The following is a 17244-nucleotide window of genomic DNA, read 5'->3' as shown; positions in this document are numbered from 1 at the left end:
TGCCAAATAGTATTGAAATATGAATATCATTATAAAAGATTTAAACCATATCTTTCTTCTTAAAGAAGAATTTAAAAGTTCCTAAATGAAAATAATCTTCTTCAAGAGTTCTAAAGAATCTTTCAGCGATACTTCTCATAATTCATATGGGAGCCAAAATGTTAATTAAGCTATCTCTTACTCTATTTTATATTTCTTTCAGTGTACCAGACTTAAATAAATATCAATTAGTGATCGGCGGCTTATGTGGCTTCCCCTACCCTAAGACCTTTTTCAATTTTTGATTCGATTGAGATTCTTGCCATTTATCTATAGCCTATACAGGTGCATTTTTCTCTTTATTATTATGCGTTTCATAAACTTACACTCATTTCATCATAATACCTCGCAACATAAATCCCCTATTTCCTGAATATCTTTATAACATAAATCCCCTCATCTCTCATTCCACCGATCTGAACCAAACATACAGCTCTTTTTACAAAAACTTTAGTTCCTTGCCGGGCAATTTGGTTAGTCTTTGGATCACTTATTAATACATGCCCGTATTGATTACATGCTTGTTCATGTCATAAAGAAAAAACAGGATGAAACGGAGATGGCTATGTGATTTCAATCAGTTTATGTATGATTGTGAAAAATGAAGAAGCTGTTATTGGACGATGCTTAGATTCTGTGCAAGGGATAGTTGATGAAATTAACATTGTGGATACCGGCTCAGTTGACCAGACGAAAAAGATCGTTGCTCGTTATACAGACCGCATTTTTGATTTTGCTTGGATCAACGATTTTGCGGCAGCCCGAAATTTTTCGTTTCAGCAGGCAACGGCCGACTATATTTTATGGCTTGATGCCGATGACATCTTTACCGAGAAGGACCAAAAGCTGTTATTGGATTTAAAAAGAACGCTTGATCCACGCATTGACGCAGTCTCAATGAAATACCATTTGGCGTTTGATGAAGATCATAACGTCACATCCAGCTTAAGAAGGTACAGACTTGTAAAACGCGAAAATGGTTTGAAGTGGATTGGCGCCGTCCATGAATATTTAGAAGTTAATGGAAACCTCTATCACAGTGAAGTCGCAGTTTCTCACATGCCACTTAGTCATGACGCGGACAGAAATCTGCGGATTTATGAGAACATGGCTTCTTCGGGAAAGGATTTTTCGCCAAGAGATTTATTTTACTATGCGAATGAATTGTATGATCATGAGAAAATAGAAAAAGCAATTGAGTATTATTTGCGTTTTTTGAAAACAAAACAGGGATGGGTAGAAGATAATATTAGAGCATGCAATAAATTAGCAGATTGTTATCATTCATTGGGGCTGAAGGAAAAAGAATTAAGCTGGGTGCTTCACACGCTCGTCTATGGGCCGCCTAGAGCCGAAACCTGCTGCAGGCTGGGATTCTCTTTTTTAGAAAAAAACGATTTTCAAAGTGCAGTCTATTGGTATGAAAGAGCCTTAGAAAACAAAGACACAGATAGCTTGGCTTTTCAAAATCGTGCCTGCGCCACCTGGCTGCCCCACCTCCAATTAGCTATTTGCTACGATAAGCTTGGTAAGTATCAGCTTGCCTACCAACATAATGAATCAGCATTACAACACCGTCCCCATGATTCAAGAATCCTATCAAACAAAAAATACTTTGAAGATATTCTGCAGAAACAAGTTGGCTCTGATGATGAACATCATGGAAATCGATAAATGGGTCACTTGTCGATTCTATGAAAGAGTATCAGCTAAAAGATGTGGGAGGTCTTTTTAAAAAAACAAAAAAAGCTTGTAGAAAAAACATTGTTTTCTCTACAAGCTGAACGATTAAAGGTCAAAGGCTTAATGCAGTTTATACATATGGTACACCATTTACAGCTCGAGTAGCTGCATCGACTGTTGTTATATTTGATTGATCTGTAATAATGACATTAACAGTATATACATTATCCTCTGTATCCTCCGTACTTGTTGCAGTATCAACATAAGTGGTGGAAACTACAAAGCTTTGTGCCCCTGCGCTTGACCCCGATCTGGCAAAAGGAATTTCTGCTAACAATGTTTCGTTTCTCCTTAATCGAATAGAGCCGGTAATACTATAATTCTCTGTAGTGTTAGCTATAATATGCGCTGATAGGTCAACCTTTACTCTTTGGCCACTTGTTACAGGAACTGTTAATGTGAGTATTGTTGTTTCTGAGTTCATTTCTGAGTTCAATGGAGGATATACTTGCTGTTGTGTTTCTGTTTGGCCAAAGAAAATTTGTGTGGGTGATCCGGTAGCGCCAGTTGGCCCCGTTGGTCCAGTCGGTCCAGTAGGTCCAGTATCTCCAGTCGGCCCCGTCGGCCCGGTCGGTCCAGTATCTCCAGTCGGCCCCGTTGGTCCAGTTGCACCGGTTGCCCCAGTATCTCCAGTCGGTCCAGTAGATCCAGTGGCACCAGTGGCACCAGTGGCACCAGTAGGTCCGGTAGCGCCAGTGTCTCCAGTTGGCCCAGTCGGTCCAGTCGGTCCAGTAGCGCCAGTATCACCAGTTGGCCCGGTCGGCCCAGTAGCGCCGGTGGCTCCAGTCGGTCCGGTAGCGCCAGTATCTCCAGTATCTCCAGTAGGTCCGGTTGGTCCAGTAGGTCCAGTAGCGCCAGTATCTCCAGTTGGCCCAGTAGGTCCGGTCGGTCCAGTAGCGCCAGTATCACCAGTTGGCCCAGTAGGTCCGGTCGGTCCAGTAGCCCCGGTATCACCTGTTGGTCCAGTAGGCCCAGTAGGTCCGGTAGCGCCGGTGGCTCCAGTTGGTCCAGTAGGTCCAGTAGCCCCGGTATCACCTGTAGGCCCCGTTGGTCCGGTCGGTCCGGTAGCGCCAGTATCACCTGTAGGCCCAGTAGGCCCAGTCGGTCCGGTAGCGCCAGTATCACCTGTAGGCCCAGTAGGCCCAGTCGGTCCGGTAGCGCCAGTATCACCTGTAGGCCCCGTTGGTCCGGTCGGTCCGGTAGCGCCGGTGGCTCCAGTCGGCCCAGTAGGTCCGGTAGCGCCAGTAGCGCCAGTATCACCAGTTGGCCCGGTCGGCCCAGTAGCCCCGGTGGCTCCAGTCGGTCCGGTAGCGCCAGTATCACCAGTTGGCCCAGCCGGCCCAGTAGCCCCGGTATCACCTGTAGGTCCAGTTGGTCCAGTAGCCCCGGTATCACCAGTTGGTCCAGTAGCGCCAGTATCACCAGTTGGCCCAGTTGGTCCAGTGGCACCGGTATCACCAGTTGGTCCCGTCGGTCCAGTAGCGCCAGTATCTCCAGTTGGCCCAGTTGGTCCGGTCGGTCCAGTGGCACCAGTATCCCCAGTCGGCCCTGTTGGTCCCGTCGGTCCAGTAGCCCCGGTATCACCTGTTGGTCCCGTAGGTCCGGTATCACCAGTTGGCCCAGTAGGTCCAGTGGCCCCGGTATCACCAGTTGGTCCGGTCGGTCCAGTAGGTCCGGTAGCGCCAGTATCCCCAGTAGGCCCAGTCGGTCCGGTAGCACCAGTATCCCCAGTAGGCCCAGTCGGTCCGGTAGCACCAGTATCCCCAGTAGGCCCAGTCGGTCCAGTTGCACCGGTTGCCCCAGTATCCCCAGTCGGTCCGGTTGGTCCGGTAGCGCCAGTATCTCCAGTAGGCCCAGTAGGTCCGGTAGCGCCAGTCGGTCCAGTATCCCCAGTAGGCCCAGTAGGTCCCGTAGCGCCAGTTGGCCCGGTCGGTCCGGTAGATCCAGTGGCACCAGTAGGTCCAGTAGCACCGGTAGCACCGGTATCACCTGTAGGCCCCGTTGGTCCGGTCGGTCCGGTAGCGCCAGTCGGTCCAGTATCCCCAGTAGGCCCAGTAGGTCCGGTAGCGCCAGTCGGTCCAGTATCCCCAGTAGGCCCAGTAGGTCCGGTAGCGCCAGTATCACCTGTAGGCCCCGTTGGTCCGGTCGGTCCGGTAGCGCCGGTGGCTCCAGTCGGCCCAGTAGGTCCGGTCGGTCCAGTGGCACCAGTATCCCCAGTCGGCCCTGTTGGTCCCGTCGGTCCAGTAGCCCCGGTATCACCAGTTGGTCCCGTAGGTCCGGTATCACCAGTTGGCCCAGTTGGTCCAGTGGCACCGGTATCTCCAGTTGGTCCCGTCGGTCCAGTAGCGCCAGTATCACCAGTTGGTCCCGTCGGTCCAGTAGCCCCAGTATCACCAGTCGGCCCGGTCGGTCCGGTAGCGCCAGTATCACCAGTATCACCAGTAGGTCCAGTAGGTCCGGTAGCACCAGTATCCCCAGTCGGCCCAGTAGGTCCGGTAGCGCCAGTTACACCCGTCGGCCCAGTAGGTCCGGTTACGCCAGTGAGCCCGGTCGGCCCAGTTACGCCAGTAAGTCCAGTAGGTCCGGTAGCGCCAGTTACACCCGTCGGCCCAGTAGGTCCGGTTACGCCAGTGAGCCCGGTCGGTCCAGTTACTCCAGTAAGTCCAGTAGGTCCGGTAGCGCCAGTAACTCCGGTCGGCCCAGTAGGTCCGGTTACACCAGTGAGCCCGGTCGGCCCAGTCACTCCTCTTAATCCAGTGGGTCCAGTAGGTCCAGTAACTCCAGTCGGCCCAGTCGGTCCGGTTACGCCAGTAAGCCCAGTCGCTCCAGTCGCTCCTCTTAATCCAGTAGGTCCCGTAGCGCCAGTTACACCCGTCGGCCCGGTAGGTCCAGTAGGGCCAATCTCCCCGGCAGACTCTATTAAAGAAACATCATCAATTAGAACAGATCCAGTAGTAGTTTTACTTATTACTATCACTGCGTTTACTGCTTCCGCGGGGGTTTCAATTGTTCTATATATCTCATTCCATGTATTAAATGAGATATTTGGCAAACTTCCGGAAGCAATGATAATTTCCTGTCCTCCTTCAATCTCTTCCCCTTCATTGTTAAAAAATAAAATTTGTATAGTTACTTGAGGACTTGGATTATTTTCAATCGTTCTAAGCGAAACGATGAATACCGAAGATTGCCCAGAAACGACAGGCACCACCTGCCCTAAAAAAGCATACGGCTGGCTACTGATAAACTGTGCGGAATAACTTCCAGAGTGGGCAAAAGTATTAATAACAGACGTATTTGCAGACGCCCAGCCCGTCAGATTTCCTGTTTCAAAACCTCCATTTACAATCACATCATTCACTCAACTTCATCCCCTGCCTTTTTGAATAGTTCCAGCTATCATATGCAGAAAAAACTCCAGCGATCGTTCATTTTGCTAGCTAAAACGAAAAAAGGTGAATGCCTCTGCATCATTTTTTATATCTGTTTATGTAAATATCAGTGAGTATCGAACCCGAAAAAAGAGAAAGCAGTAAATAGCTTCTTGGATGATCAATAGAATGAGGTTTGGGCTTTATATAAAGACAGAGAAGATTCTCGGGGGACTCAATGCAATTGAATGAAGGTTTTACATATCTTAGATTGAGAAGAGTATGCTAATGAAGGAATTTAAAGATGGCGAGAAATAGCAATTCATAGCCAGAAAAACGTTTTATAAAAGCTGCTGATAAGAGTATCAACAGCCTCACTACTATGATCACAATATTGCTATTTCATCTATTTAGTTGAGATTGCGCTTAACAAGTTTTCGCTTGGACCATTTTTTGTATAACGGAATATTAATATGCATTTTCTATTATCAAAACAACAATGACTATGCAGTGCAAAGGTTCTTCTCTCTGAATTTTATACCGATTAAATAGGTATAATTTAAAATATAGATATAGTTATACTTCATTTGAACTTCTAAATCATTTCCTTTTTCGAGTGCTTCGGAACATGTAAACCCAATTAAATACTTCGTTTCCCATTGGTTTGACCTTCACTTTTTTATCCTCGTAAGATATTTATTCTATTTTGAGCTGTCAATTTGGCACTCTCTTTAATCATGCAATTTGCTAATAACTCAAACCCAAAAAATTGGTAAAATGTTAGCTCGGGGAATACTGCATCCTACTCTAGTTTCTTTAGACGTATTATTTTAGTACTGCTATTTTTTATTTATTCTATAGGCTATCTGTTCTCTATGTTTGGGACAGGTAGTTTCATTTTTCAGATGCACTGTATCGTTATGCTTCTCTCGTCATTTACCTCGGCCTTGAAACATACGCTTCAAACGAGATACGAGATGAAAAAAGCGATATTCCGATTGGAACATCGCTTTTTCAGACTATAGAAGAGCGTTGAATTTCAGCAAATGTTTTGCTTAAAAGTTTCCTAGATTATACCCGGCGCATCGCTTGCTTAGACGCCCTTAACGATTTACGACAAATGTTGTCACGCTTTGGGCTGGAAGGTGGGCCCAAAAATGATTGTCGGTTACATTGAGATTCGTTCCAGGCTGAAGATTGCTGCTGCTGCTCGTGACCCATCTAGATACTGTAGAAGCAGATCCGTTCTGCAGCACAAAATTATGGTTGACCCCTGTGTTGCTTTTGTTAATGGCAACAATAACGACCTTGTTGTCACCTTTATAGGCTGACACGTAAACGTTTGCATTAGGATTTTTCGTTGCATCGATCCTTACATAGCCGGGACGCACAAACTTCGAGAAATGCGCCATATTGTAACCGCGTTTGCTGATCGTGCCGTCTTCTTTCATAGGACCGTATGATCTGCGAATGTACCACCATACATAAGCTTGAAAATCTCCCTCAACCATTGAATGGTGAATATGCTCTGAAACCCCCAATGCCTCGGGCCAGCGATCTGCTGAATTATTGTCACTGTTCGGATAGTATACTTCCGTCATCCACAGCTCTTTCCCTCCTCCTTTTTGTTTGAAAAGAGGATAAGGGAGCTGACTGATCTGAGTACCATACAGATGAGCGCCAAGAATATCCATATTCCTAAACGCCTGTGGGTCGTTCAAAATGGGGTCTGATATATTTTTTAGGTACTGAAATGATTCAGGCGCAATGACACGGGCATTAATCGAGCCGGCGTTTTCCTTCATGAAGCGAAGTATTTCTTGCGGCGTCCACCATGTCCAGTCGTGTGCAAAATCAGGCTCATTTTGAACAGAAATCGCATACAGATTCACACCATTATTCTTCATAAAGGTAACGAAATCGTTAAGATGCTGCGCGTATGCGGCATACTTATCGTATCTCAGCCGTTTAGCCGATGTATCCCCATTATGATTGAAGGTCTCAACCATGTTACTTGGGGGATTCCAAGGCGAGGCAATCACAGATGCTCCGTGCTCTATCGCTCTTTTTGCAGTTGCAACTTCTCTGTGCCAATTATTTCTGTTATCGTCTATATAGATTCTGAGAACAGAAAAGCCTAACTGATTCTGTCCATTGCCAAAAGCGGTTTCCCTTTGAGGTGCTGTAAGATCTCCGACCCAAGCAGGATGATTCATTCCTCCAAAACCGCGAATCACTTGTTTTTCTGCAGATACATTAACGGTTACATCGCTTGCTGCCAAAACTTCAGCAGCTCCTGGCCCGGTAAATATGACTGATAGTATAGTGAAGCACATCAATAATACACAAATTGGTTTTTTTACGCATGACATCATTTTTTCCTCTCCTCCATATGATGAATGGCTTTTTGAATTGTGCAACAATCAGCTTCGTCGCTTTTGCTATCTTTGCGTAAACTGCCAGTGATCAAAGTGAAACAAGTTTCTTGTATTTGTTCCGGTAAATACAAAGTATACGTTGTGCACACCTGTTGCGCCGTTTACCGCAGTTTCTATTTCTCTCCAAGATTGCTCTCCGCCTGTAGGAGGAACATCCAAGGTTCCTACAAGCTTACCGTTTACACTGTCAAGACGAACTTCTATCTTCCCTCCTGCAGCCGATGCTACATTGGCTTTAAACGTCTTGGCACCGCCCGCTCCGAAGTCTGCATTACCTACAGCAATCCAATCTCCGTTATGAATGTTTGTGACATGCTGATTATTGATCGGTCCGCCGGGTGCTGAGGATGCCTCTGTTAAAATGCGTCCATTCCAGGCAAATGTTTCAGCTTCTACCCGGTTATATGGATTCAAATTGGAAAGCTGTGTTACGCCTGTATAATTTGCCGCCACCTCTTGAATGGATCCATCTGGATTATGCACAAGCTTATTAATATGGGGAGATCGGTATCCTTTACCAGCCCCAAACAGAGCGGAACTGACAGTTTGAGTATGGTACACCACATACCATTCGTTTTTAAAATTGAAAACCGCATGATGGTTGTTGCCGCCGCCCCCGAAAAAAGCACCCGGATTTTTCAGGAAGTGCCCTCTATACGTAAAGGGACCCATGGGGCTTGAGCTGGTCATATAGCCAATCTCACCTGGCGGCTTATCGGCCGGATGCACGCCGCTGAAATTGATGCAATAAGAATAGTAATAGGTTCCGTTAGATTTATGCATTCCCGAATCTTCAAACATGAAAGGCGCATCAATCGTAGATGCACTTCCCACAACACTGGTCATATCAGGCCCTAATTTGATGACTCTTGCTGTTTTCGGATTTGCCCATTGATCCTGTGTTGGATTTGAGCCGCCAGGGATGCCTCCGCCGGCGTACAGGTAGCCGGTGCCGTCATCATCTACGAATACTGCCGGATCAAAAAGCCACACAACACCGGACATTCCTGGTGTACTTGTTGTAAGCAACGGCTTTCCGATCGGATCTGTCCATGGACCGGTTGGGCTGTCTGCAGTGAGAACCCCGATCCCTCCGCCGCCGTTTGCGAAATAAAGGAAGAATTTGTCCTTGCCATTTATCTTTTTCACTGCGACTGACGGAGCCCAGGACGCACCCGCCCATTTCGCAATTCCTCTGCCGCCATTTATCCCATTGGCACCTGCAACTGGAATGGCTCCGTGGTCTGTCCAGTTCACCATGTCCGCAGAAGAGATGACAAAAATTCGATTCAAATTGGCGAACGAATTATCCTTAATCGTCCTGTCACTATTATATTCGTAGTCATCACTTGACATATAAATATAGACTCTTCCGTTATATGTCAGTGCAAACGGATCCGCTCCCAAATGATGGTCTATCAGCGGATTTGATTTCCCTGCATGTTTTGCAATTGTGGTACTGACGGCATACGCAGACTTCCCGGTGAAGCAGCTCCATAATAAAAATAAAGCTAGAACCCATAAACATACGCTGCGTTTTTTCATCATAAGTTAACATCCTCCTTTTTCTTAAAATGGGGTTTCTTTTAAAATTTGATGACAACAGGTCGTAAAGAATGCATAAAAATGGAAAATTTCTAGCGTGAATTGTTGCAAACATAGGATTTTACGCTCCTCTTTCTCATAAAAAAATGGCCGCTAACTGTCTCAGCGGCATGTTGTATTAGATTATTTATATTTTGTGAAACTTCCTATCTCCGGCAAACGATTCCGTTGACAGTTGTTCATTAACAGCAAGTCCTTGAGGAACCCGTTCTGCAATCCTTTTGATAATCGTTCGAATTGCATCTGCATTTTCTTCGATATGCTGAGGTTCAAAGATTGTCACATGATCTCCTGTTAATTTGTACTCAAGGTACTGCTGTGCAGTTGATTGCGACCACCCTCTATCGGTCGAATCGCCGCACAACAAATGATGTATGTTGGCATTGATGGCGCCGGAATTGATCAGTTCATTGTGATACGCAAGGTAGCTTCTGATTTTATCCTTAATCGAAGGAATGGTTAATAGTTCTCTGTAGTAATCTGGAATAATGTCCATATTCAGTTGGACGATCTCTTCTATTTCCTGTTCCGATAAATGCGTAACCGTAACGGTCATTCTAGAATCCAGCATTATCACATCAGATACGATACGTCCCCGCTGCTCCAAAGTTTTAGCAACCTCAAAAGCCACATTTGATCCTGCGGAGTAACCAAGCAAAACAAACGGCCCTTTTTCCTGAATGCGCATCATGCTTTCTGCATATTGGTCAACGATCTCTTTTTGAGACTGATCTTCCAAGAAATCAGCGGCATAGACGGTACAATCGCCGTCAAGCCTTTTCGCCATTTCATGATAAACCAGCCCATACCCGATTAAAGGCGGGAAACAGAATACAGGGATTGAACCTTCCTGATTCAGCTTCACAAATACATTATTTGTCTTGGATTCGAACACCTCGGTTAGAATGGCGCGTGCCATTGTTTCGATGGTTGGAAAATCGTATACGGCTTGATAATGCATTTTGATTCCCATATTGGCGTTCATTTGATGAATCAATTGCAATACTTTGAGTGAATGGCCGCCAACGTCAAAAAAGTGATCTTTTATTCCCGGGTTACTGAGGGCTAAAACGCTCTTCCATATCTCAGCCAGCTGTTTTTCAATTGGTGTTCTCGGTGCTGTGTACTCAGTTCCGGCCACCTTATTTTTCTCAGGAGCCGGCAAAGCTTTTCGGTCGATTTTACCATTACTAGTGATTGGCATCTTGTCTACTTGTACAAAATAGGCTGGAATCATATATAAAGGCAGTTTTTGCAGCAATTTCTCCTTCAAATGGATTGCATTCAGTGCTTTGTCCCCTGTCAAGTAGGCACAGAGCTGCTTGGAGCCCTTTTCTTCAACTGAGGTGACAACTGCTTCTTTGACTGCATCGAGTTGTAATAACGACGTTTCGATCTCGCCGAGTTCAATCCGGTACCCGCGGATTTTCACCTGATGATCGATTCGCCCTATATACTCGATATTACCGTTGGGCAGCCATCTTGCTAAGTCTCCTGTCCGGTAAAGCCGCTTTCCTGCTTCAAATGGGTGATTTACAAACTTTTCAGCTGTCAGCTCCGGACGGTTCAAGTAGCCACGCGCAAGCCCGTCTCCTGCGATACACAGCTCTCCTGGCACACCGAGCGGCTGAAGAAGTTCTGATTCAGGCTGTACGATATACAATTGAATGTTGGAAATCGGTTTACCTATTGGAACTGAGTCGAGCGTTTCTCCCGTTTCACATTCAAAATACGATACATCAATCGTTGCTTCTGTCGGCCCGTATAAATTGATGATTTGAGCCTCGCTTACCGGTGTGATGCTGCGATGAAATCCGGCAGCGTGCGCAGGCGTTAAAGCCTCGCCGCTTGCAAATACATATGTTAATGACGCCAGCTTTCTCTGTAATTCGTCGTCGGTTTTCTGCTCCATGGATTCGAGAAAAGCATGCAGCATCGCAGGTACAAAATGCATAACGGTAATATTTTCTTTCGCAATCGTCTCTAAAATGATGTCAGGGTTCTTCTCTCCTCCGTTTGGCAGCAATACTGCTTTTGAACCTGTTAACGACCACCAGAACAACTCCCACACCGATACATCAAAGGTAATAGGGGTTTTTTGCAGAATGGCATCCTGCTTGTCCAGCGGGTAGTTTTCCTGCATCCAAACGAGACGGTTGACGACGGATCGGTGCTCCACCATCACTCCTTTCGGTTTGCCCGTTGATCCTGAAGTATAGATGACATAAGCTAAGTGATTCGGACTGGCTGTTTTCTTCAAGTTCGAAGCATCTTCCTTGAAGAATCGCGGATCTTCCAGATCCAACACTTTCCCTTTAAAAGGTACGCCCTTCCTCAAATGACTCTGTGTTAACAACAGCTTCGTATCCGAATCCTCCAATATATATCGAATACGCTCTTCTGGATAACTCGGATCGATCGGTACATACGCGCCCCCGGCTTTTAAAATCCCAAAGAGTCCTATGATCATTTCCAATGAACGTTCGGACATAATCCCGACTGGCTGATCTAGATGCACGCCTTCTGATTGCAATGTCCTGGCAAGTTGATTTGCTCTTTCATTCAGTTCCCGGTATGTCAGCTGTTTTTCTCCGAAGATAACAGCCGCTTGATCAGGCGTACGTTGCACTTGTTCCTCAAACAATTGATGAAGTGTCTTTTCCTTTGGATACTCTGCTGCCGTATTATTGAATGTTTCGACAAATAGCGAGCGTTCGTCAGCTGTCACTATATCTAAATCTCGAATGTGCGCTGTCTGGTTTTTCACCATCTGCTTAATGATTTGCAGAAAATGCTCTTTCATCCGTTTGACACTATCATGATCATAGACGTTGCCATTGTACACAAAATGAATGTCGATTTCTTCTGCAGGCATGACAATGAAATTGAAATCGTAATGGGTTTGCTCCTCCATATGAAAATTGAGAATGTTCAACGCGTCACGATCCTGTTTCAAGTGCTCCATTTGTTTCTCGACCGGATAATTTTCAAACACCATAATATGACTGATCAGCTGCTGCTTTTGTTCGGTTTGAGCCTGTATTTCATACAATGGAAATGTATCAAATGCCTGAGAAGCCAGTGCCTGATCTTGGCTCATCTTCAATACTTGTTCAACGGTCATTTCAGGCTGAGCGGAAATACGTACGGGAATAGTATTGATAAATAAACCGACCATAGATGCAATACCTGCGATTTCTGCCGGCCGGCCGGATACGACCGTTCCAAAAACGACATCCTGACTGTTGTTATATCGCTGCAGCAGCAAGCCCCATGCACTTTGTATCAAAGTGTTTACGGTGACGTGATGTTGGCTTGCGGTCTGTTTGATTTCCTCAGAAAGCTGTTTTCCCAGATGACATGCAAGCCTTTGTTTGTGATATCCAGTAGATTGGTTTGAAACAGGTTCTTTCGGCAAAACAGTCTTCCCTTCATAGCCGTTCAAATATTTCTGCCAATAGGCTGAAGCATTTTTATGATCCTGATCTTCCAGCCATTCGATATACCGGCTGTACGGGGGAACGGCTTCCCGTTTCGGTTTCCTTCTATCGAGAATTGCATAATAGGTTTCAAACACTTCTTTCGTAATAAGAGGCATACACCAGCCATCCATTAAAATATGATGGAAGCTCCATATCACTCGTGCTTGGTCGTCCTCTGTACGAAGGATTGAGACACGCATTAACGCATCTTGAGTAAGGTTGAATCCTCTTGCTTGATCTTTTTGTACAAAGTCGGCGATGAACTTGGCGCGTTGTTCATCCTTCATGGTTCGAATATCTTCAACGGTTATTTCGATCGGTTTTTTTCGAAATACGATTTGTAGAGGCTGATCTTTCCAATCCGTATGAAAATGAGTCCGAAGAATCTCATGTCTGTCTGCCAGCTGCGATAAACTCATTGTAAAGGCTTCGATATCCAAATCTCCTTTGAGATCAAAAGCGGCTTGTTCAAAATAAGCTCTGGAAGCTGAATCGATTAAGCTGTGAAACAGCATACCTTTCTGCATGGGGGTTAACGGATATATGTTTTCAATGTCGCCAATATGCTGTGTTTGCTGAGCAAATTGGTCTAATTCTGCGATTGTGATGTCTTTTAGCGAAATATCGCTAGGCGTCAGTTGAATTTGTTCTTGAGCTGTACAATGTTCGATAACTTGTTGCAGGCTGCTCTTTAAGAGATCGGCGCATCTTTCTATTGTTTCTCTTCGATATTGTTTTCCAGAGTAACTGATAGCCAGTGAGAGCTGCCCGTCTGAAATCATGCCGTTTATATCGAGCGCATAGGTAATGGGATGCCTGTCGCTGGCAATTTCCCCGCCGGAGTAAGGGGAGATCTCGATTTTTCCATTTCGGACATCTTGATCGAATTGGCCGAGGTAATTGAAGCTGATTTCCGGATGTCCTGTCCAGTCAGGTGCTTTCGGATGATCGGATAAATATTTGATCAAACCATATCCTATTCCTTTTTGGGGAATCTGACGCAGCTGCTCTTTTACTGTTTTAATACGCTGTGAGATATCTTGATCCGCTTTGATTTGGAGAGAAACAGGGTATTGGCTTGTGAACCATCCCACTGTACGTGATATATCAAGGTCTTGAAAAATAGATTCTCTGCCGTGCCCTTCCAGACTAATGAGAATGTCTTCATGGCCGGTCCAACGATAGATAGCCATTCCAAGTCCTGTCAGCAATAAATCGTTCATGTCAGTCGTATAGGCCCGGTTCGACTTTTTTAATAAACATTCGGTTTCTTCCGCTGTCCATTGGACGATGATCGCTTCCTTGTCTTTGGCCAGACCAGCATCCTGTTCATTGTCCTTTGGCAATGTATATGGCGGGATATACTGCTGTTCGAACCAGTATCGATTTTCGGCTTCAAATTCGTGACTTTCTGCATAACGTTTCAATTGTTCAGCCCATAAAAGGTAGGAATCTGTCTTCTTAGGCAGCGTGATCGCTTCACCGTTTTCGAGCTGCTCATAAGCCGATGTTATATCTTCAAGTAAAATTCTCCACGAGACGCCATCGACAACTAGATGATGGATCGCCATTAGCAAATGATCTCCATCCTGACATTGAAACAATCCCAGTTTCATGAGAGGTCCTTCGGCTAATTGGATGGATTGCTGAATGCCGTTGGAGATCGTTTCTATCGTTTGAGCCGGGTTGGTTTCTTCGAGTAATGAGAACACTTCAAGGCTGAATAAATCTCCTTCATCGATCCCACGATTTCGGGCTTCATAGCCGTGGCCTGTCGGAACATAAACCATGCGTAAAGCATCGTGATGCTCTGTAATCTTCTTCATGACTTTTTGAAGCCTCGATTCGTCCAGCCCCTCTTTGAAATAAAGCATGACAGATTGATTATAATGGTGCGAATCAGGATATTGCTGGGCAAAAAACCAGTGTTGAATCGGTGTCAGCAGCGATCGGCCTTTGATTTCTCCTTGTTCAGCAATTCGCGTGACCGGCTCTGCAAAAGGAGCAACACCAGCGATTGTCGGATGCTTGAACAAGTGTTTGATGTCAAGCTTATACCCTGATTGATATAAGCTTGAAGTCACTTGAATCGACTTAATTGAATCTCCCCCAAGCTCAAAGAAATGGTCGTCGATTCCGACGCGTTCTGCGCCTAATACCGACTCCCACACTTCGGTTAGGGTTTTTTCCAGCTCTGTCCGCGGAGCTATATAGGTATCACCTGTGAGATTGGCTGTTGGAGCAGGCAATGCCTGACGATCGATTTTTCCGTTGGACGTAAGCGGTATCGCTGTCAGCTGTATGAAATAAGCAGGTATCATATAGTCGGGAAGCTGCCGGGACAGATGTTCTCGGATTTCACTTACGGTTAAAGAATGCTGTGCTGTATAATAGGCGCACAAAGATGTTTCTCCATCGGTTTCGTGTGCAATAACGATAGCTTCTTGAATCGGCTGTATATGAATAAATGCGGCTTCGACTTCACCGATTTCAATGCGGTAACCGCGAATTTTCACCTGGTGGTCGGCCCTTCCGAGGTATTCGATCTTACCGTCCGGAAGCCGCCTGGCCAAGTCTCCTGTCCGGTACATTTTTGCCCCCGGTACAAAAGGGTGCGGCAGAAACTTTTCCGCTGTTAATTCCGGCCGGTTCAAATAACCTCTGGCAATACCGTCCCCGCTGATATAGATTTCTCCCGGGACGCCGATCGGCATCGGCTTCATGCTCTTATCGAGTACAGAAATGTTCATATTGTCTGCGGCGGTTCCGATCGGCACTGATTCCCTTCTGTCATGTTGCGGATCAAAGGAATGGATCATACAGCCGACGACTGTCTCTGTAGGCCCGTATTCGTTAAAGATTTCGATTCTGCCGCCGAATTGCCTGATGATGTTTCGGGCGAGCCCAGTGCTTAAATTGTCGCCGCCAACGATGAATTTCCGAATGGCGCACTCAGAAGGAATGTTCATTTCTTTTAATAACCGCAAATGAGCCGGGGTCAATTTGATAATATCAACTCTTGGATCCTGCACAATGGATTCAAGCAAGACCGCCTTGTTTTCGCCTCCGTAGATAATCATGGCATTCCCGGTAATAAGCGGAGTGAAAACAGATGTTACTGTCAAATCAAAAGCGATGGACGAATAGAGCGGAAAGGTGGTTTTTTCTCCTTTGACATATACCTTGCGGGCCCACCAAATATAATTGGTTAAGCCTTGATGCTCAATCGCCACACCTTTAGGCTTGCCTGTAGAGCCTGACGTATAGATGACATAAGCTAAATCCTTCGCACTGCTGATCGGTTCAAGGTCAGTGCTGTCCTTGTGGTAAGAGCTTTCTTCATCAATGAAAACCATTGGGCCTGAAAGATCCAACTGTTGTCGGAGATGGCTCTCTGTCAAGATGATATCAGCTTCGGAGTCATCTACTATATACTGGATGCGGTGCTTCGGATAACCAGGATCAATTGGCACATAGGCACCGCCTGCTTTTAATACGGCCAGTATTCCCACGACCAGCTCAATGCTATGATCGTTGATAATGGCTGCGAGCCGGTCCTTCCCGATGCCCTTGGCTCTTAACGTTCGGGCTAATTGATTGGCGCGTTCATTGAGCTGGCGATACGTGAATTTCTTTTCACCGCAAATAACGGCTGCTTGATCCGGTGTTCGTTTTACCTGCGCTTCGAATAACTGAGTAATTGTCTTATCCCGCGGATATGCTGTTTTCGTATAATGATAGTCAAGGAGAAATGTATTTGTCTCCGCTTCAGATAACATATTCACTTGGCCGAGGGTGAGGTCGGGCTGAAATAATATGATAGAAAATAGACGATTTAAATGTCCGATTACCTGCATCATGTACTCGCGGTCATAGGTTTGGTCATTAAAAAATAACTTTAAATCAATCGAGTTTTCCCCCATAGCAAACTGAAATAAAGCATCTGAAGCAGCCGTTTCTATGAAACGATCAGAATGAAGTTGCTCTAATGACACAACCGTATGGATGATCGGCAAATGATTTGTATTGTAATTCAGCGGCAGCTGTCCGGCCATTTTCTCAAAAGGAACGTTTTGATATAAGATTGCTTCGTCCAGCGTATGTTTCAGTTCTTGGAATATCGATTTAAACGTACTGTCGGCATTGATATTCTGTTTGATTAACAGGAGTTGATCTAAACGAAGCTCCTCATCAGTTTCGTCTTCAAAGGTTGGAACCCCTGTAATCACCCTCTCTTCCCCTGTGTATTTGTATAACAGGGCTTCAATTCCGATCAGGAGAACCAGATAGACGGCCATCGGCGTTTGATTCGTCATGGTCAGGATGCGGCGTGATACATCTTCACTCAATGAGCTGTGAATACAGTCAGATGCCCTCGTTATATCACGCTTTAATGCTGTGTTGGACATTTGAAACGAAGGGAATGCACTGGGGCGGTCTTCCGCTTGAAACATACTTCCCCAGAACAACTCCTGTTGTTTGAATTCTGACATTCATATCCCTCCAGTTGGTTTCATTCCTGTTTTGAAGGCGGCTGGCGGCAGCCTCGGCAATTGTGCCGGGACG

Annotated in this window: 5 protein-coding genes; 1 reads left to right on the top strand and 4 read right to left on the bottom strand. The window is 45.7% G+C overall.

Annotated features, from left to right (window positions below):
• Nucleotides 1-606 precede the first annotated feature (606 nt).
• Entirely contained in the window at nucleotides 607-1713 is a 1107-nt protein-coding gene (locus AAGG74_RS04805) for a tetratricopeptide repeat-containing glycosyltransferase family 2 protein (protein ID WP_225494015.1), read from the top strand.
• A 139-nt stretch (nucleotides 1714-1852) separates the two neighbouring features.
• On the opposite strand, the gene AAGG74_RS04800 is transcribed toward AAGG74_RS04805, so the two are convergent.
• From AAGG74_RS04800 to AAGG74_RS04785, 4 genes are all read right to left on the bottom strand, one after another.
• Nucleotides 1853-5143, bottom strand: coding sequence for an NTTRR-F1 domain (locus AAGG74_RS04800; protein ID WP_429674693.1), 3291 nt, complete (start codon nucleotides 5141-5143; stop codon nucleotides 1853-1855).
• 1113 nt (nucleotides 5144-6256) lie between these two features.
• The gene (gene xynC, locus AAGG74_RS04795) at nucleotides 6257-7528 is read right to left on the bottom strand and encodes a glucuronoarabinoxylan endo-1,4-beta-xylanase XynC (RefSeq protein WP_429674692.1); all 1272 of its coding nucleotides are present in this window, start codon (nucleotides 7526-7528) and stop codon (nucleotides 6257-6259) included.
• A 66-nt stretch (nucleotides 7529-7594) separates the two neighbouring features.
• On the bottom strand, nucleotides 7595-9139 hold the full coding sequence (locus tag AAGG74_RS04790; RefSeq protein WP_429674691.1) for a glycoside hydrolase family 43 protein: 1545 nt from the start codon (nucleotides 9137-9139) through the stop codon (nucleotides 7595-7597).
• 184 nt (nucleotides 9140-9323) lie between these two features.
• Complete coding sequence (locus tag AAGG74_RS04785) at nucleotides 9324-17171, bottom strand: amino acid adenylation domain-containing protein (RefSeq protein WP_429674690.1); 7848 nt, start codon at nucleotides 17169-17171, stop codon at nucleotides 9324-9326.
• Nucleotides 17172-17244: the final 73 nt, after the last annotated feature.

Source organism: Bacillus mexicanus, assembly GCF_050445615.1.
Lineage (GTDB): Bacteria > Bacillota > Bacilli > Bacillales > Bacillaceae > Bacillus > Bacillus mexicanus.
Note: the sequence above shows the minus strand (reverse complement) of the source record. Positions and strands in the feature narration are given on the sequence as shown.

What these genes read in the sequence shown, in the direction of transcription:
- xynC (WP_429674692.1), bottom strand. Translation starts at nt 7,528, where the DNA reads ATGATGTCATGCGTAAAAAAACCAATTTGTGTATTATTGATGTGCTTC.
- AAGG74_RS04790 (WP_429674691.1), bottom strand. Translation starts at nt 9,139, where the DNA reads ATGATGAAAAAACGCAGCGTATGTTTATGGGTTCTAGCTTTATTTTTA.
- AAGG74_RS04785 (WP_429674690.1), bottom strand. Translation starts at nt 17,171, where the DNA reads ATGTCAGAATTCAAACAACAGGAGTTGTTCTGGGGAAGTATGTTTCAA.